This window comes from Lentzea sp. NBRC 105346, assembly GCF_030269605.1.
GTDB lineage: Bacteria > Actinomycetota > Actinomycetes > Mycobacteriales > Pseudonocardiaceae > Lentzea.
In genome coordinates this window covers 1-19012 of record NZ_BSTQ01000023.1, presented here as the reverse complement: position 1 = coordinate 19012, position 19012 = coordinate 1, and the positions used below count along the sequence as shown (strand labels likewise).

Sequence of the window (19012 nt, the reverse complement as noted above, 5' to 3'; positions counted from 1 at the left end):
CATCACTGCGTTGAGCGCAGTGATGGTGGCCTTAACGGCACTAAATCAGGACTCCCGGCGGCGCCTGCCCATCAGGAGCAGGAACGCACCGGCCAGCAACAAGCTGAGCGCGGCCCCGAGGAAGCCCCAGATCGTCGCACCCGTGGAGGCGAGCGGCGGCTGGGCCGTGACCGGCTTGGGCAGCAGACCCGCGTCGAGCGTCAGGTCCACCCGCTTGTCCCGGCCGAGCTTCACGACGTGCGTGCAGCCCGAGACGGGATCGGCGTCGGAGTCCTTACCGTCGTCACCGGCGTTCGGCTTGGTCAGCTTGCGGCCGGCCACCAGGCCCGTCTTCGGATCGGCGTTGAAGCAGACCTTGTACTCACCGTCGGGCAGGTCGGTGAACAGGTACTTGCCGTCCTTGTCGGTCTTGGTGGACGCCACCGGCTTGCCGTTGCCGTCCTGCAGGTACACCGGGAGACCAGGCACGCCCGGCTCGTTGGGGTCCTGCAGACCGTTGGAGTTGTCGTCGTACCAGACGAAGTCACCAACGCGGTTCATCGGCGAGACGATGCCCAGGTCCACGGTGTGGTCGACCCGCTTGCCCACGCCGACCGTCACCGGCGGCGTGCACCCGGAAGCCGGATCCACATCGGAGTCCTTCGCGTCGTCACCCGCGTTCGGCTTGGTCGCGAGGTAACCGGCGTAGTCACCAGGCAGCGCGCCCATCTCGAAGCACACCTTGTAGGTGCCGTCCGGGATGTCGTCGAACGCGTACTTGCCGTCCGGCCCGGTCTTCACCGGGTCGCCGACCGGCTTGCCGGACGGGTCGTACAGGCGCACCGGCACACCCGGCAGGCCGGGCTCGTCCGGATCCTGCAGACCGTTGCGGTTCTTGTCCGACCACACCAGGTCGCCGATGTAGTTCTCCGGCGCGAAAATGCCCGCGTCCAGCGTCAGGTCCTCACGCTTGCCCACACCGAGGGTCGTGGTCAGCGTGCACCCGGTGGCCGGATCGGCATCCGAGTCGGTCGCGTCGGCGCCCGCGTTCGGCTTGGTGAACGTGTAGTCGGCGACCGCCGCCGGCATCGGGCCGAAGCAGACCGAGTAAGTCCCGTCCGGAAGATCCGAGAACAGGTACTTACCGGAAGCGTCCGTCTTCGTCGTGGCGCCGTTGCTCAGCTTCACGGGCACGTCGGGCACCGGCTTCTCACCGGCGTCCTGCAGCCCGTTCTTGTTGGCGTCGATCCACACGTAGTCACCGAGGCGGTTCACCGGGGCCGAGATACCCGCGTCGAGCGTCAGGTTCTCGCGCTTGCCGGTGCCCAGCTCGACCTCCGGCGTGCAGCCGGTCGCCGGATCGGCGTCCGAGTCCACACCGTCGTCGCCCGCGTTGGGCTTCGTGTACTGGTAGTCGGCGTACTGCGCCGGCATCGGACCGAAGCACACGGAGTACTTGCCGTCGGGCAGGTTCTCGAAGATGTACTTGCCCTGCGGGTCGGTAACCGTCGTCTTGCCGTCACTCAACTTGACCGGAACACCGGGCACACCGGGCTCGCCGGAGTCCTGCACACCGTTCTTGTTGGTGTCGACCCACACGTAGTCACCGAGGCGGTTCGGCGGGGAGACCAGACCCATGTCCAGCGTCAGGTCCTCACGCTTGCCCGTCCCGAGCGTGGTCGTCGCCGTGCAACCGTCCGCACCCGCGTCCGAGTCCTTGGCGTCGTCACCGGCGTCCTGCTTGGTCACCTTGTAGTCGGCGACCGCGGCCGGCAACGCCTTGAGGTCGAAGCAGACCTTGTAGGTGCCGTCCGCCAGGTTGTCGAACAGGTACTTGCCCGAAGCGTCGGTCTTGGTGGTACCGAGCTCCTTGCCCGTCCCGTCGAGCAGCTTGGCGGTCACGCCCTCGACCGGCTTGTCGGTGGCGTCCTGCAGACCGTCGTTGTTGACGTCGATCCACACGTAGTCACCGAGGCGGTTCACCGGCGAGATCAGACCCATGTCGATCGTCGGATCCTCCGGCTTGTCCACGTTCAACGTGACCTTCGGCGCGCAGCCCGTGGCCGGGTCCGCGTCCGAATCCACACCGTCGTCACCGGCGTTCGGCTTCGTCACCTGGTAGTCCGCGTACTGCGCGGGCATGTTGGCGATGTCGAAGCACACCTGGTACTCGCCGTCCGGCAGGTCCGGGAACTCGTACTTGCCGTTCGGGTCCGTGGTGGTGGTCTTGTCGCCCACCTTCACGGTCACACCCGGCACACCCGGCTCGCCCGGATCCTGGATGCCGTTCTTGTTGGTGTCGACCCACACGAAGTCGCCCAGCTTGTTCGGCGGCCGGATACCCGCGTCCAGCGTGATGTCCTCACGCTTGGCCGACCCGAGCGAGGTCGGCGGCGTGCAGCCGTCGGCACCCGCGTCCGAGTCCTTCGCGTCGTCGCCACCGGCGTCCGGACGCGTCGGCAGGTACGCCGTGTACGGCGCGGGCAGCTTCGCCATGTCGAAGCAGACCGAGTACGTGCCGTCCGGCAGGTTGTCGAACAGGTACTTGCCCTGCGCGTCCGTCACGACCGGCTGGCCGACCGGGTTGCCGCTGCCGTCCTTCAACGTCACCGAGACACCCGGCACCGGCGCTTCGCCGGCGTCCTGGACACCGTTGCGGTTGGCGTCGACCCACACGAAGTCACCGAGCTTGTTCGGCGGGGAGACCAGACCCATGTCGAGGGTCAGGTCCTCACGCTTCCCGGTGCCCAGCGTCGTGGGCGGCACACAACCCGTCGCCGGATCGGCGTCGGAGTCCTTGGCGTCGTCACCGGCATCCTTCGTGGTGACCTTGTAGTCCTTCACCGCGTCCGGCAGGTTCGCGATGTCGAAGCACACCGTGTAGGTGCCGTCCGGCAGGTCGGTGAACAGGTACTTGCCCTGGGCATCCGTCTTCGTGGTCGCGCCGGTGTTCAGCTTCACCGTCACGCCCTCGACCGGGATGTCCGAGCCGTCCTGCAGACCATCCTTGTTGACGTCGATCCACACGTAGTCGCCGAGGCGGTTCACCGGCGGGATCAGACCCATGTCGATGGTCAGATCCTCCGGCTTGTCGATGCCCAGCGTGGTCTTCGGCGCGCAGCCCGTGGCCGGGTCCGCGTCGGAGTCCTTGGCCGGGTCGCCGGCGGCGGGCTTCGTCACCTGGTAGTCGGCCACCGGGGCCGGCATGTTCGCGATGTCGAAGCAGACCGTGTAGTCACCGTCGGGCAGCTTGTCGAAGACGTACTTGCCCTGCGCGTCGGTGGTCGTGGTCTTGCCGTCGCTCAGCTTCACGGTCACACCGGGCACCGGCGGTTCGCCGTCGTCCTGCAGACCGTTCTTGTTGGTGTCGATCCACACGTAGTCGCCGAGCTTGTTCGGCGGCCGGATGCCCGCGTCGAGCGTGAGGTCCTCACGCTTGTTCGGGCCGAGTGTGGTGGTGGCGCTGCACTTCGTCGCCGGATCGGCGTCGGAGTCCTTCGCGTCATCGCCGGCGTTCGGCTTCGTCAGCAGGTAGTCCTGGAACTCGGCCGGTGCGGTCGAGAAGTCGAAGCACACCTGGTAGGTGCCGTCCGGCAGCTGGTCGAACAGGTACTTGCCTTGCGCGTCCGTCGTCTTCGGCGAGCCGACCGTGGCGCCCGTGCCGTCCTTCAGCGTGACGGTCACGCCGGGCACCGGCGGTTCGCCGTCGTCCTGCAGGCCGTTGCGGTTGTTGTCGACCCACGTGTAGTCGCCGAGCTTGTTGTTCGGCGGCACGAGACCCGCGTCGAGCGTCAGGTCCTCGCGCTTCTGCGGCCCGAGCGTCGTCGGCGGCGTACAGCCGTCCGCCGGATCGGCGTCGGAGTCCTTGGCGTCGTCGCTCGGTGCGTCCTTCGTCGTGTAGACGTACCCGGCGTACTGCGCGGGCAGCGTCGACAGGTCGAAGCACACCTTGTAGGTGCCGTCCGCGAGCTGGTCGAACAGGTACTTGCCGGAGGCGTCGGTCTGCTTCGGCGATCCGATCGGGTTGCCGCTGCCGTCCTTGAGCACCACGGTCACGCCCTGGACGCCCGGCTCACCGGAGTCCTGCACGTCGTTGCGGTTCGTGTCGATCCACACGAAGTCACCGAGCTTGTTGGTGATCTTCGCGACGATGCCGGCGTCGATGGTGTGGTCGGCGGTGCCGGCCTTGCCGGTGGTCACCGAGGCCTTGCCCGCGGCGTCCACATTGGAGTCCGGAACCCGGTCGGGCCCGGCCTCCTTGACCGTCCACTTGAGATCGGCCGCGGCCGGAGCGCCCGGCAGTGTCGCCGTGTTCACCGCGCTGTAGTCGAAGGCGAGGTTGTAACAGGTCTCGGCCTTCAGACCGTCCGCGGCGCCGAAGTAGTACTCACCCTTGGCGTTCGTGGTCTTCGTGCCCAGTGCGGCACCACCGGCACACGGCGTGGCGGTGACCTTCACACCCGCGACCGCGGGCTCGTCGCCGTCCTGGATGCCGTCGCCGTCGGTGTCGAACCAGACGCGGTTACCGATCTGCACCGGGGCCAGGTCGCACAGCGCCTCGAGGTCGCCGAGGCCGTTCGCCTTGCCCCAGCCCTCGGGGTCGTTCTCCAGCTTGGAGATCTGGTAGCTGTTGCTGTGCTGCGGGTTCTGCATGTCACCCGTGGTGCGATCGAACCAGCCGACACCGCCGGACCGCACGGCCACCGGGTCGAGAACGATCGCGGGCATCCGCTGCTGGCCGTAGACCAGCGCGAGACCACCCTGCGAGGTCTCCTGGTGCTGACCGAGGCCTTCCGAGTTCGCGTAGAACTCACCGGGGTAGTACTCGACCACGCTGGCGGGCTCGCTGCCGCCGTTGGAGGCGGTCTGGTTGTCCGGGCAGGCCGCAGAGGTGCCCTCCCAGACGAAGGCGCCGTTGACGAGGCACGCCCGGTTGAGGTCACCGCCGGTCATGGTCTCGTGCTCGCCGCCGGAGCCGTCCGGCGCGGGGATCTTGTAGCCACCCTGGTCGCCGAACCGGTCGCGGAAGTCGAGGACCAGGTCGCCGTCGTTCTCGATGCCGATGTCGGTCAGGAACGGCGACGGGTAGGTCTCGTGCTTGTCGTCGACCTCGGTCTGGTCCCAGTTGTCCGTCCAGGGGTACCACTTGTTGCTGTTCGGCCGGGTTTCCTTGGCCATGCCGCGCTGGAAGTTCAGCGTCTTGGCGAGCACCGGCGCGCTGAACGTGCCACCGGCGAACGTCATCACGACCGCCTTGAGGTCGGCGACGTTGCGGGACGACTGCGCCGAGCAGACACCACCGACGTAGATCTTGCCGTCGCGGATGCCGAGCGCGCCCGGCCGCCAGTCGGCGGCGTTGGCGCACGCGGTGCCGGGGATCGCCCAGGAACCCTTGGGGGCACTGGCGGTCGCGCCGGTCGCGTCGTAGGCGTAGAGCTTCTTGTCGTTCAGGTTGACGACGTAGAGCTCGCTGCCGTCCTCGGTGACGTCGAGGTCACCGAGCGCCTGCTTGCCGACGAACGGGAAGAACGGCCCGTCGAAGTTGGTGCCGTGGTTATGCGCACCGGTGCCCGCGTTGGGCACGGTGGCGAACGTCGTCGTGGCACCACCGCCCGCAGGGGTCACGTAGATGCCACCCGGTCCGGCGGGACCGTAGTTGGTGAGCCGCTTGGCCAACGCGGCGGAGAAGATCCGCTTGTCCTGCTTGCGGTAGCCGATGCCGTAGACCGAGCCGGTCTGGCCCTGGTTCGCGATCTGCGTCGCGTCGGCGTCGCCGCGCTGGGTGAACGGGAAGCTCACCAGCGAGCGCGAACCGTTGTCCACGTTGCTGCTGCCGTCGCGCTTGCGGGTGGCGCGCTGGCAGGCGGTGACCAGGGTCGGGTTGGCCTGGCAGTAATCGGCGGGGTTCCACAGGCCCGTGGTGACGGTGACGTTCTTGCCGCCGGAGACGTCCACGAACATCGTGTTGCTCTCGAGCCCCGCGCCCGCGGGGGCGGGCTGCAGGACACTGCCGGCGGGCGGGCTGACCTGCACCCGGTACTTGCCGCCGGTGACCGAGCCGAGGCCGACGGCCACCGAACCGGCGGCGTCGGTGGTGCCGGCCGCGGTGGCGCCCGCGGGGTCTGTCACGAGCACGCTCGCGCCGGCGACACCCACCTCGAGCGCCTGCTCGTACGTCCCGTTGCCGTTGACGTCACGCACGACTTTGACAGTCAGCGTGCCGTCGCCTGGTCCGGCGTTCGCTTGGACGGGCATCGCCACCGCGGACGAGGCGGCCACCAAGGCTGCCAGCGCGGCGGCAAGTGGTCGTTTCACGAGAAGACGCTCCTTGTGCAGCAGGACGGGGACTCACTGCGGGAATTTCGCAAAACGACACTTTATTTGCACTATCGAAGGTTCGCGATCACTGAGGGATAACGCATTGTCACTACAACGGGTGAATTAACTGCCTCAAACCCACCCGTTTACCACAAGCAATAACCACATTCCGTAAATGAGAGTGCGATATGTCCGATCGACACGCCACACATTAGCGGCGTCGTCATCAACGGAGAGTCGCCAACCCGCGAGTACACAGTGGACACTCACCCACGCCGGTGCCCACCGTTCGGGTGAGAAGACCGTTATGGCCACCTTCACGGACCTGAGGTCCGTGAAGGTGGCCATGACGGCACCTACATCAGGACTCGCGGCGGCGACGTCCCGTCAGGACCAGAGCCGCACCACCCAGCAGCAGGGCGAGCCCCGCCGCGAGGAGGCCCCAGACCGACGCGCCCGTGGCGGCGAGCGGCTTGGGCAGCAGACCCGCGTCGAGCGTCAGGTCCACCCGCTTGTCCTTGCCGAGCTTGACGACCGGCGTGCATCCGGTCGCTGGGTCGGCGTCGGAGTCGCGGCCGTCCTCGCCCACGTTGGCCTTGGTCAGCTTGCGACCGGCCACCAGGCCCGACCTCGGGTCGGCGTTGAAGCAGACCTTGTACTCACCGTCGGGCAGGTCGGTGAACAGGTACTTGCCGTCGGAGTCGGTCTTGGTGGACGCAACCGGCTTGCCGTTGCCGTCCTGCAGGTACACCGGCAGGTTCGGCACACCGGGCTCCTTCGGGTCCTGGATCCCGTTGGAGTTGTCGTCGTACCAGACGAAGTCGCCGAGGCGGTTCGTCGGCGGCACGATGCCGAGATCCAGGGTCAGGTTCTCCCGCTTGCCCACACCGACCGTCACCGGCGGCGTGCACCCGGTCGCACCGTCCACATCGGAGTCCCTGGCGTCGTCGCCGGCGTTGGGCTTCGTCGCGAGGTACCCGGCGTACTCACCTGGCAGTGCGTTCATGTCGAAGCACACCTTGTAGGTGCCGTCCGGGATGTCCGGGAACAGGTACCGGCCGTCGGCGTCGGTCTTCGTGGTGGTGCCGTCGCTGAGCTTCACGGTGACACCGGGGACGCCGGGCTCGCCGTCGTCCTGGAGCCCGTTGCGGTTCTTGTCGAACCACACCAGGTCACCGATCCTGTTCGGCGGCGCCACGATGCCGGCGTCGACGGTCAGGTTCTCCCGCTTGCCCACGCCCAGCGTGACCGGCTCCGCGCAACCCTTGTCGTCGGCGTCGGAGTCCTTGGTGTCATCGCCCGCGTTCGGCTTGGTGAACGCGTAGTCGGCGTAGTCCTTTGGCATCGGTCCGAAGCAGACGGTGTACGTGCCGTCCGGCAGGTCCTCGAAGAGGTACTTGCCGCCGGCGTCCGTCGTCGTCGACTGGCCGGTGTTCAGCTTGACCGGCATACCGGGCACCGGCTTCTCGCCGGCGTCCTGCAGGCCGTTCTTGTTGCTGTCCACCCACACGTAGTCGCCGAGGCGGTTCACCGGGGCCGAGATACCCGCGTCGAGCGTCAGGTTCTCCCGCTTGCCGACACCCAACTCGACCTCCGGCGTGCACCCGGTCGCCGGGTCGGCGTCCGAGTCCACCCCGTCGTCACCCGCATTGGGCTTGGTGAACTGGAAGTCCGCGTACTGCGCGGGCATCGGTCCGAAGCACACCGAGTACTTGCCGTCCGGCAGGTTGTCGAACACGTACTTGCCGTTGGCGTCGGTGGTCGTGGTCTTGCCGTCGCTCAGCTTGACCGGCACGTTCGGGACACCGGGTTCGCCGTTGTCCTGCACACCGTTCTTGTTGAGGTCGACCCACACGTAGTCGCCGAGCTTGTTCGGCGGCGCGACGAGACCCAGGTCGAGCGTCAGGTCCTCACGCTTGCCGACGCCCAGCGTCGTGGTCGCCGTGCAGCCCGTGGCCGGGTCCGCGTCACTGTCCTTGGCGTCGTCACCGGCGTTCTGCTTCGTCACCACGTAGTCCGCGTACTTCGCGGGCAGGTTCTTGATGTCGAAGCACACCGAGTACGAGCCGTCGGGCAGGTTGTCGAACAGGTACTTGCCCTGTGCGTCGGTCGTCGTGGTCGCGCCGGTGTTCAGCTTGACCGTGACACCCTCGACCGGGATGTCAGAGGCGTCCTGCAAGCCGTCCTTGTTGACATCCACCCACACGTAGTCGCCGAGGCGGTTCACCGGCGGAACCAGACCGAGGTCGATGGTCAGGTCCTCCGGGTTGTCGATGCCGAGCGTGGTCTTCGGCGCGCAACCCGTGGCCGGGTCGGCGTCGGAGTCCTTGGCGTCATCTCCCGCATTCGTCTTCGTGGCAACGTAGTCCGCGTACTGCTGCGGCAACGCCTTCAGGTCGAAGCAGACCGTGTAGTCGCCGTCGGGCAGCTTGTCGAAGACGTACTTGCCCTGCGCGTCGGTGGTCGTGGTCTTGTCACCGAGCTTCACGGTCACGCCGGGCACCGGCGGTTCGCCGTCGTCCTGCAGACCGTTCTTGTTGGTGTCGATCCACACGTAGTCGCCGAGCTTGTTCGGCGGCCGGATACCCGCGTCGAGCGTCAGGTCCTCGGGCTTCTCCGGGCCGAGCGACGTCGCGGGCGCGCAGCCGTCGGCTCCGGCGTCCGAGTCCTTTGCGTCGTCGGATCCCGCGTCCGGCTTCGTGGCCAGGTAACCCGCGTACTGCGCGGGCAGGTTGGCCAGGTCGAAGCAGACCGTGTAGGTCGCGTCCGGCAGCTTCTCGAAGATGTACTTGCCGTTCGCGTCCGTCTTCGTCGTCGCGCCGGTGTTCAGCTTGACGGTCACATCGGGAACGCCGGGCTCGTCCGCGTCCTGCAGACCGTTGCGGTTGTTGTCCACCCACACGAAGTCACCGAGGCGGTTCGGCGGGCGGATACCGGCGTCGAGGGTCATGTCCTCGCGCTTGTCCGGTCCGAGCGTCGTCTCCGGCGTGCAGCCGTCGGCATTCGCATCGGAGTCCTTGGTGTCGTCGCCCGCATCAGGCTTCGTCGCGAGGTAACCCGCGTACTGCGCCGGAAGGTTCTTCAGGTCGAAGCAGACGGAGTACTTGCCGTCGGGCAGCTTGTCGAACAGGTACTTGCCGCCCTGCGCGGTCGTCGTGGTCGCGCCGGTGCTCAGCTTCACCGGCACGCCGTCGACACCCGGCTCGTCGGCGTCCTGCAGACCGTTGCGGTTGTTGTCGACCCAGACGTAGTCGCCGACCTTGTTGTTGACCGGCGGCACGATGCCCAGGTCGAGCGTCAGGTCCTCGCGCTTGTCCGGCCCCAGCGTCGTCTCCGGCGTGCAGCCCTTCGCGTCCGCGTCGGAGTCCTTGGCGTCGTCACCCGCGTCCGGCTTGGTCGGCACGTACCCGGCGTACTGGCCGGACAGAGTGCCGAGGTCGAAGCAGACGGAGTACTTGCCGTCCGGCAGCTGGTCGAACAGGTACTTGCCGTTCGCGTCCGTGGTCGTGGTCTTGCCGTCGCTCAGCTTCACCGTGACGTTCGGGACGCCGGGCTCGCCATCGTCCTGCAGACCGTTGTTGTTGGTGTCCACCCAGACGTAGTCGCCGACCTTGTTGTTCGCGGGCGGCGGGGTCACCGTGATCGCGGCGGTCTCGGACTTGTTGGGCAGATTTCCGTTCCAGTACTTCACGTTCGACGCGGTCGCCGTGTTGATGTGCCCGCTGTCCGCTACCTGTACCCCTGCGTGGCTGCAGGTGAGCACCTTGCTCGCGCCGCCGTTCAACGAGAACGCGGCTGTGTCGAGTCCCGCGGTGCACCACGGATCGTTGACGGTGATTCCGGTCAGCTGTTCGGTGCCGACGTTCTTCACCGTGATCCGGTAGTTGGCCGTGCCACCGGCCGGGATCGCGGCCGGCGCCGGGTTGTTGCTGCCCGGCGAACCCGCGACGGCGTCGGCGTCCAGCCAGTTGCCGGTCGCGGGGTCCTGCACCTCCTTCAGGATGGTGTAGGCGGAGACGCGGAGGTACACGCAGTCCCACTTGATCCAGTTGAAGTTGGTCTGGGCGTAGAACCGGACCTTGGCGGCGTTCGCGGGCGCCACCATGCCGTACAGGTTCTGCCGGCCGAGCTTCCGGTCGTCGTCGACGTCGTGGGTGACCTGCTGGCTGTAGGTCTGTCCAACCTGGACACCGTTGGCGTCGTAGAACTTGATGCCGGTGATGTTGTCCTGGCCGGTGTCGTGCGTGCCGGTCCACACCGAGAGGTCGTAGACGCCGCCGGGGATCGCGGGCGCCTCCTCGTACGCCATGGACACCTGGTTGTCCGGCGTGGCGATCAGCGCGTAGAAGGAGCCGTCCTGGGTGTAGGTGTCGTCCGTGTACAGCCGAGGCTTCTTGCTGTTCGGCGTCCCGCTCGGCACGTTGGCCGCGGGGACGAAGGTGTAACCGGTCGGCGCGCCGCCCTCGGATCCCGTCGTCGTCTGGTCGACGCTCGGATTGGACAGGACGCCGCCGACACAGCCGGCCGGCGGATCTTGTGCGGCGACCGCTGTCGCGGCGGCACCGAACAGGGCTACTCCGGCGACGAGCGCGGTCGTGACCACTGTGGACAGCAATCTCTTCACAGGAGGACTCCCTGCTCCGGTGGGAACAACGAAAATGGGACGTGAAACATATATTTGAAGTGAGCGCATTACCCGCGCGTTCATCCCCGTTACGGGTGATACCCAGCCGAGTGAATTCGTTCGTCGACCGCGCCTGCGATCGGATTTATCGCGTCAAGACCGCGCAAAGGTTCAGACAACGCACTGAGTGAGGTTCCGACGATCGTCATCACCCGTGGCGGTGAACCGGAGCGACGCCGGACACGTTGGCCCTAACATGCCGCCGAACACACCAGCCAGGCCGGGCCGCACACTGCACAATAGGGTGATGCGGCAGTCGAAGATCGCGTTGCTGGTCGTGCTGGCACTCGTCGTCGCGGGATGCTCCACCGCGATACCAGGGCGGCCGACCGCCGCGAAGGTCGTGCGCAACGAGGGCTCGAGCACGACCGAGGTGCGCGGCACCGACGGCGGCCGGATCGACCAGCTGGCCGCGACGGCGCTCACGGACATCGAGCAGTACTGGACGGACGCCTTCAAGTCGACCTTCGGCAAACCGTGGCAGAAGCTGACCGGCGGTTACTACTCGGTCGACACTTCGGACAATTCGGCGAAACCCCCACCGTGTACGGAGAAAGCCTCGGACGTCGAAGGCAACGCTTTCTACTGTCCCGCCGCGGACGCGATCGCGTGGGACCGCACGGCGCTGCTGCCGGTACTGGAGGACAAGTTCGGCCAGGCCGCGGTCGTGATCGTGCTGGCGCACGAGATGGGCCACGCCGTGCAGCGCCGCATGGGCATCACGCCCGAGGCGGAACGCCGCGAGCCGGACCGGTTCCCGACGATCCTCACCGAGGCCATGGCCGACTGCTTCGCCGGCTCGTTCATCAAGTGGGTCAACGACGGCCAGGCGCCGCACCTGGACATCGGCAGCGACACCCTCGACTCGGCGCTCGGCGCGCTGATCACGTTCCGCGACCCGGTCGGCACCTCGCCCACGGACGCGCAGGCGCACGGCAGCGCGTTCGACCGCGTGGCCGCGTTCCAGGACGGCTACCAGCAGGGCTCGAAGTTCTGCGCCGCGATGACCGTGCAGAACCGGGTCTTCACGCAGGCGGCGTTCACCAACATCGACGACCGCGCGCGCGGCGGCAACCTGCCGTTCTCCGACATGCTCGAGTCGATCACGCCGGACCTCAACAAGTTCTACGAAGCGCTGGCCCAGCAGCTCGGAAAGACTTACACCGCACCGAAGGCGGAGGCGTCGCAGGAGGAGCCGACCTGTTCCGGTGATCAAGGACCGGTCGCGTACTGCCCGTCCGACAAGACCATCAAGGTCGACGTGAAGCAGACGTTGCCCGAGCTGCACAAGGAACTGGGCGACTACGCGACCGGCGTGCTGCTCGCGTCCCGCTACGGCATGGCCGAGCTGGCCGTGCTGGGCAAGCCGGTCTCCGGAGACGAGGCCGCTCGTTCGGCGTTGTGCCTGGCCGGCGCCTACACGGGCACGGTGCTGGCGCGTAAGGACGGCTTCGGGTTGTCACCCGGTGACATGGACGAGGCCGTGAACGTGTTGCTGGAGTACAACTTCGCGGCGCGGGACAGCTCCGGTGGTTCGGCGCTGGAGCCGGGGTTCCAGCGCGTGGCCGTGTTCCGCGTGGGCGTCTTCGAGGGCGCCAAGAAGTGCGGTGTGTCCTAGTTCGAGTACTTCCGCACGCAGGTGCTGGACCCGCCGAAGAACCCGTCCCCGAAGGCCTCGACCCGGGCGAAGCCCGACGGGACGGTCTGCCCGTTGACGTCCGCAGCGATCAAACTGTTGTCCGCCAGCAACTCCGCGACCGCCTCGTCCAGATCACCCGGCGACAGCTTGAGCTCCGCGGTCGGCTTGTTCGTCTCGCCCGCCCACGCCCCGGTGAGGCACGCGGTCCGCTGCCCGGCGGCCTCGTCGTCGAGCCGGAACCCGGTCGCCTTCTGAATGGACAGCGAAAAGCGTGACGCGATGACGGCGAACGCGGCGAAGTCGCCGATGCCGCCCTTCTGTCCCTTCTTCGGTGGCGTGCCGACGCGCACCAGTCCGGGAAGGTCGAGCCCCACCTGGTTGCTGGCCGGGCAGAAGGACGCGGGGTTCGTCGTCTTGGCGTCGTTGCACTCGTTGGTGCCGGCCCGGTCGAGGGCGGGGAACGTGGCGCCGGACGACTTGTAGGCCTCGCGCAGACTCCGTTCCAGCGCCTGCAGGTACTGCTCGCTGTCGACCTTGGCGTTGCCGCGCCCCTGCCCGGTGTCGGTGTCCTTGGGGTCGAACTTTCGCTCGGTGATGCGCTGCTGGATCTCGGCCTCGTCGATGTCGGCACACCTCTTGGCGCCGCGCGCGAACCCGAACTGGAACGCCGACACGCGGTCGAAGGCGCTGCCGTGCGCCCCCTGCTTCTCGAACGACTGGCCGGCCGAGTCGCGGATGAAGAACATCGTCTGCAGGACCTTGTTCAGCCCCGGCCCGGTCGAGATCTGGAAGTGCTTGGCCTTGTCCTCCGCCATCCACCGGAAGAACGTGCCCGCGTAGCAGTCGGCCTGCTGTTCCTTCACGATCGACGGCGTGTTCTGCGTGATGCCGGAGGCGGACCCGAGCTTGTACTGAACGGCGTGGCCCATCTCGTGCGCCAGCACGGTCACCACGGCGAGCGGGCCGAACGAGTCGTTCAACATCGGCAGCAGATCGCCGCGATCCCACGTGATGCTGTCGTCGAGCGAGCAGTAGAACGCGTTCGCGACGCCCGCGGTGTCGATCTTGCAGACTTCGACGCCCTTACCCGTCGAGTCGTACGACACCAGCCGCTTCACCGGCTCGAACGCCTTACCCCCGAACTGCGCGGGCAGCTCCGCGGTCCAGAACTCCTGCACGTCGGCGAGCGTGTTGATCGCCAGCCGGTCCATCTCGCCGCCGTCGCCGTTCTCGACGTGCAGGTCGGCGTCGGGCACGCCCTTCTTCGGTCCGCTGTCGCCCGTGGTGATGTCCAGTCCGGCGACCTTCGTCGGGTCGGGCCGCTCGCCTCTCGGTGTGCCCTCGACGACCGAGCTGCACGCGCAGAGCATCGAGAGCGCGGCCACCGCCGCGGTGAGACGAACGAACCCCATGGGGCCGAACCCTACTTGTCCGGCGGGTCCCACCTGGCGCGAGTGGGACATTCAGCCCTGGTGAGTTGCCCACTCGACACCTCTGAACTGTCCGTTCGGGCCCGCGGGTCTGGGTGGGAACGCACGATCGGGACTTGGGAGCTCACGATCGGGGGGCGGGAACGTACAACTCAGGGGGCGGGAACGTACGACACACGGGGCGGGAACGTACGACTCGCGGAACTGTCAGACCCCATCGGTAGGCTGGAAACCGGGGGGCGCAGCCCAAAGGGTCCAGGTCAACGGAGTCGACCTGGACCGCATCGGCCGGAACTCAGAACAGGGCGCTCGCCAGGTTGCGCCGGGCCGCCGCGACGCGTGGGTCGTCCGACGGGAACAGCTCGAACAGCCCGACCAGGTGCTCGCGCACGCGGTCACGATCATCGCCGAACACGCGCCGCACGGTGTCCACGAGACGCTTGAACGCCTCCTCCACCTGCTGCGCGGCGATCTGCGCGTCGGCGGCCGCGAGCTGCGCGTCGATGTCGTCCGGGGCGGCGTCGGCGCACGCGACCACGGACGGGTCGACGGCCTCGGCGCGGGCCGCGAACTTGACCTGGGCGAGGCCTGCCTTGGCGAGCTCGTTGGACGGCTCCGAGGCGAGGATCTGCTCGTAGGCGGCCTGCGCACCGGCGTAGTCGCCCTGCTCGAACGCCTCCTCGGCGGCCACGAAACGCGGGTCCTCCGGCGGCTCCTCGTCGGCCGGGACGGCGCCCGCGTTGGCCTCACCGGCACGGATGCCCGGCAGGCGGTCGCGCAGGGCGTCGAGCAGGCGGGCGATCCACTGCTTGAGCTCGGGGTCGCCGAGCGGGCCCGCGAAGGCGTCGATGGGCTGACCGGCGGCGATGGCGACCACGGTCGGCACCGACTGGACGCCGAACGCCTGGCCGATGCGCGGCGCCTGCTCCAGGTCGACGCGCGCGAAGATCCACGCGCCACCGCTGACCTGCGCGAGCTTCTCGAGCGAGGTGGCCAGCTGCTGCGACTCGGGGCTGTACGACGCACCCAGGTGCACGACTACCGGGACCTGCAACGACTGTTCCACCACGGCCTGGAACGTGGCCTCGGTGACGTCGACGATCCACGGCACCTGGCCGGCGGCGGCACCGTTCGAGGCAGAGGCGGAGGCGGCCGGTTGGCGCGCGGCGGCCTCGGCGCGGGCCTTCAGTGCGCCCAGGTCGACGGCACCGGAGAGCGCGGCGGACAGAGCTGCGGTCTTGCGAGGGTCAGGCCTTGTCACGTGTTCCATCCTGGCACGGCCAGTTCCCGGACCGGGTCCAGGGCCATCGGGTTAACCCGCATCGCCTCGTTCTGCGACGCGATTCGCAGTGCCAGCGGCTCCAGGAGCTTCGCCAGCCGCACGGTCCTGTCGTGGCCGAAGGTGTCCCACGGCTCGCGGGCGGCCAGGTCCGTGGCACGTTCCACGACCGCCAGGTCACCCGAAGAAGAAGTCGCGTCCCACTCCTCCTCCGTCCAACCACGGGCCGCGCGCATGTACGCGGGATCGAGGCCGTGCGCGGCCGCGTACAGCACCAACGCCTGCAGCGGGCCGATGCCGGCGGCGACCAGTGCGGCCACGTGACCGTCGCCGCGCGACTCGCGCAGGATCGTGCACGCGTGCCACAGCACGAGGTGCGGCTCGGACGGCCACGGCAGGGCCCGGTTCGCCGCGGCCAGCGGCCGTCCGGCGATCGGGGCGAGCAGCGCGGCCTCACGCGCGAGCGAGGCCGCCTCCTCGAGGCCCGACACGTCACCCAGCATCCGTCGCAACGCGCGGTCGGCGCCGAGCAGCCGCGTCTCCAGGAACTCGTCGGGAGACGCGACCGCCCAGGCGTCAGGTAGCGCACGGTGCACCATGCGCGGCGCGAAGTTGTAGAAGACCGCGGTCACGAGCTCGGGCGAGGCCGCACCCAGGGGTGCGGCCCGCATCCCGAAATAGCCCATCCATCCGCCCTTGCACCCCAGCTCGTCGGTCGCGGCACGCGACTCGGGCGTGAAGTACGTGACGTCGTGATAAGGCTCGTAGCGAAACCACATCTGACGGGGATCCACCCCCGCGATGATTCACCTCAACGCACGCCGATGCACGCTTCCGGACTGGGTTCCCGCGAACAGCCACCGGCCGTCCGGCGACACGAGCAGCGAGTCGATGCCCTCGTTCGGGCCGCCGAGCGACGACCACGTGCGCCCGCCGTTCACCGAACGCAGCACGCCGGGCCCGGTCGTGCCGGAGAACGTCCGCGACGCCGCGTACAGCACGCCGTTCGAGGCGATCGCGACCGCCGCAAGCCGCTCCTTGGTCACGTCGCGCGTCTCGGTGAACGTCTTGCCGTCGAACGACGTGAAGACCGACGTGTTGCCGAGCACGACGACGTGGTGCGCGTCGCGCGGGTCGACCAGCACGGCGTTGACTCCTGCGTCGAGGACCTTCGTCAACGTGACGCCGCCGTCGGTGCTCCGGTAGAGCCCGCCGACGTCACCGACCCACACGCCGCCGGAGTCCGCCGCGACGGACTTCACGCCGCGCAGGAACCGGTGGATGCGCGGCAGCAGGGTCAGCCCGCCGTCCTCGGAGACGTAGAAGCAGTCGACGAGATAGGCACCGACGTACACGCGGTTCGGCTTGACCGGGTCGATGGAGATGGATCGCGTGTTGCCGGCGACCGAGGTCAGCGTGGTCCACGTCTTGCCCGAGTCGACCGACTTCTCCAGGTAGATGTAGTCCTGCGAGCCCTTGTAGGCATTGCGGCCGCGCAGCACCACACCGGGCGCCTGTACCGCGAGCGCACCGATCTTGTTGCCGATCACCGCGGGCGCCTTGCCGTCGAAACCCCACTCCTGCCGCGAGCCGGGCAGCGTCGTCTGGAACGACCCGACAGTCGTGCCCGCGATCAGCTTCGAGCCGGTGGCGGCCAGCGACAACACGTCGGTGCCGGGCACGCCGATGCGGGTGAACGTGAACGCGTCGCGCGTGGTGTAGACGCCACCCGCGGCCGCGACGACCTGGATCGACGGGTCGTCGGTGAAGCTGCCGAGGTCGTCGTAGACGTCGACGGTCTCCAGCGCGGTCGTGCGCAGCCACGTCTTGCCGAGGTCACGGCTGACGAAGTGCCCGTCGAGCGTCTGCACCTGGATCTGCCCGTTCGCGGTCAGCCCCGCGAAGATCGTCCAGCCCGACCACGGGCCCTTGACGTCCCGCCACGTGCGCCCGCGGTCCGTCGACAGCTGCACGCCCGCACTGAAGTCGCGCGCGAGCACGTTGTCCTTCTGCGCGCTCACGTAGTCGGTCGCGGTCGTGGACTTCGCCCACACCCCGTCGCGCAGCACGTACAGGTCACCGGCCGCCACGAACAGGTCGGCGCCGACGAGCTGCAGGTCGCCCGACTTCGGCGGCGAACCGGGCATCAGCTCCCACTTCACGCCGTCCGTGCTGCGGTACACGCCCTCCTCGGCCGACGCGTACGACACCGCCCCGACGGCGACGTCCTCCACACCGGACGGCGTGTCCAACACGGACTTGAACGTCCGGCCGCCGTCCGCGCTGCGCAGGATCGCCCCCGCGCCACCGCCACCGACGTACCCGGCCACGAAGACGATGTCCGGCTGGTTCGGATCGGCCGTGATCGCGTTGCCACGCAGCCCGTCACCGGGGAAGTAGCCGCCCTGGCTCCACGACCGGCCGCGGTCGTCGGACCGGAAGACGTGCTGTCCCGCCCCCGGCAGGACGTACACACGGGACTTGCTGAACGCCAGGCGCCCACCCGTCCCATTGGGACCGATGTTCTCCCACTTGGGCGCCGCCTGCGCCTTCGGCGCGATGACCAGCAGGGTGAGCAGCAGGGCTGCCACGAGTCTCACGGGGACCTCCGCACGTCAACGTTCCCGACGGCGGCGGCTGGCCTAAAAGTACGGCACAGCACTATGGCGTGTCGTTCAGGTGCGCCTCAAGTCGTTCCACCTTCGCCTTGATCTGTCCGGTGTGGCCGGGACGGATGTCCGCCTTGAGCACGAGGGCCACCCGCGGGGCCGTGGCCTGCACAACCTCGGTCGCGCGCTTCACGACGGCCATCACCTCGTCCCACTCACCCTCGATCAAAGTGAACATCGCGTTCGTCTCATTCGGCAGCCCGGACTCCCGGACCACCCGCACCGCTTCCGCGACCGCCTCGGCCACCCCGTCGGACTCCCCGCCGAGCGGGCTGACACTGAACGCGACGAGCACAACTGCCTCCCTGGTACCCACTGGTAGCTTTGGGCCTCATGACGTCACAGCCGCTGCCGTTCGACCCCATCGCCCGCGCGGCGGAGCTGTGGGACGAGCGCGTCGGCCCCTCCGGCGCCATGGCCGCCGTCACGAGCGTGATGCGAGTCCAGCAGATCATCCAGTCCGCTGTCGACGCCGCCCTCAAACCGCACGGCCTGACGTTCGCCCGCTTCGAGGCGTTGGTGCTGCTGTACTTCTCACGGGCTGGGAGCCTGCCCATGCGCGTCATGGGCGAACGGTTGCAGCTGCACCCCACGAGCGTGACCAACATCGTCGACCGGCTGGAGTCCGACGGGCTGGTCAAGCGCATCCCGCATCCGACCGACCGGCGCACGACGCTCGTCGAGATCACCGACGCGGGGCGGGAACGCCGGGAAGCGGCCACCGAGGCCGTCATCTCCGTCAACCTCGGGTTGAAGGGGTTGACCGACCGGCAGACCGAGCAGCTCACCGACCTGCTGTCGAAGGTCCGGCGCGCGGCCGGCGACTTCGAGGATTAGTCCTTTTCGGATAGTGCTGTTGCTATGGGGGGAGCTTTCCAAGCGCCCAGCGCTTGCTGGTGTTTTAACCGGGAAGCTCCTGATCTTTGACATGGGCACGGCCACCGCTTGATCATTTTCGGGTTCCGTCCAAAGAACTCGATCATGACAAGTGGTGGCCGTGGCTCATAGTCTGCC

At 68.1% G+C, this 19012-nt stretch carries 9 protein-coding genes; 2 read left to right on the top strand and 7 right to left on the bottom strand.

The annotated features are described in order from the left end of the window. Positions 1 to 45: 45 nt before the first annotated feature. Both QSK35_RS37450 and QSK35_RS37445 read right to left on the bottom strand, forming a co-directional pair. Entirely contained in the window at positions 46 to 6294 is a 6249-nt protein-coding gene (locus QSK35_RS37450) for an SdrD B-like domain-containing protein (protein ID WP_285752482.1), read from the bottom strand. A gap of 364 nt (positions 6295 to 6658) precedes the next feature. Then, positions 6659 to 10921 (bottom strand): SdrD B-like domain-containing protein, encoded by a 4263-nt coding sequence (locus QSK35_RS37445; RefSeq protein WP_285752480.1) that lies wholly within the window; start codon positions 10919 to 10921, stop codon positions 6659 to 6661. A 307-nt stretch (positions 10922 to 11228) separates the two neighbouring features. Between QSK35_RS37445 and QSK35_RS37440 the strand changes: the two genes are divergently transcribed. Next, positions 11229 to 12599, top strand: a complete 1371-nt coding sequence (locus QSK35_RS37440) for a neutral zinc metallopeptidase (protein ID WP_285752478.1) — start codon at positions 11229 to 11231, stop codon at positions 12597 to 12599. Here QSK35_RS37440 and QSK35_RS37435 read toward each other — a convergent pair. The 5 genes from QSK35_RS37435 to QSK35_RS37415 all read right to left on the bottom strand — a co-directional run bounded on the left by QSK35_RS37435 (position 12596) and on the right by QSK35_RS37415 (position 18293). Further along, positions 12596 to 14032 carry a neutral zinc metallopeptidase gene (locus QSK35_RS37435; RefSeq protein ID WP_285752475.1) on the bottom strand — a complete coding sequence of 479 codons (1437 nt, stop codon included), beginning with the start codon at positions 14030 to 14032 and terminating at the stop codon, positions 12596 to 12598. The two genes, QSK35_RS37440 and QSK35_RS37435, sit on opposite strands and share 4 nt — an antisense overlap. A gap of 313 nt (positions 14033 to 14345) precedes the next feature. Continuing rightward, positions 14346 to 15311: a tetratricopeptide repeat protein gene (locus QSK35_RS37430; protein WP_502881768.1), complete on the bottom strand. Its 966-nt coding sequence runs from the start codon at positions 15309 to 15311 to the stop codon at positions 14346 to 14348. Next, on the bottom strand, positions 15308 to 16108 hold the full coding sequence (locus QSK35_RS37425) for an SCO6745 family protein (protein ID WP_285752472.1): 801 nt from the start codon (positions 16106 to 16108) through the stop codon (positions 15308 to 15310). The genes QSK35_RS37430 and QSK35_RS37425 overlap by 4 nt, the downstream gene beginning before the upstream one ends. Before the next feature lie 27 nt (positions 16109 to 16135). Beyond that, complete coding sequence (locus QSK35_RS37420) at positions 16136 to 17929, bottom strand: sialidase family protein (RefSeq protein WP_285752470.1); 1794 nt, start codon at positions 17927 to 17929, stop codon at positions 16136 to 16138. Between the two features lie 61 nt (positions 17930 to 17990). Beyond that, positions 17991 to 18293 carry an MTH1187 family thiamine-binding protein gene (locus tag QSK35_RS37415; protein WP_285752468.1) on the bottom strand — a complete coding sequence of 101 codons (303 nt, stop codon included), beginning with the start codon at positions 18291 to 18293 and terminating at the stop codon, positions 17991 to 17993. A 38-nt stretch (positions 18294 to 18331) separates the two neighbouring features. Between QSK35_RS37415 and QSK35_RS37410 the strand changes: the two genes are divergently transcribed. After that, complete coding sequence (locus QSK35_RS37410; protein ID WP_285752466.1) at positions 18332 to 18835, top strand: MarR family winged helix-turn-helix transcriptional regulator; 504 nt, start codon at positions 18332 to 18334, stop codon at positions 18833 to 18835. Positions 18836 to 19012 lie beyond the last annotated feature (177 nt).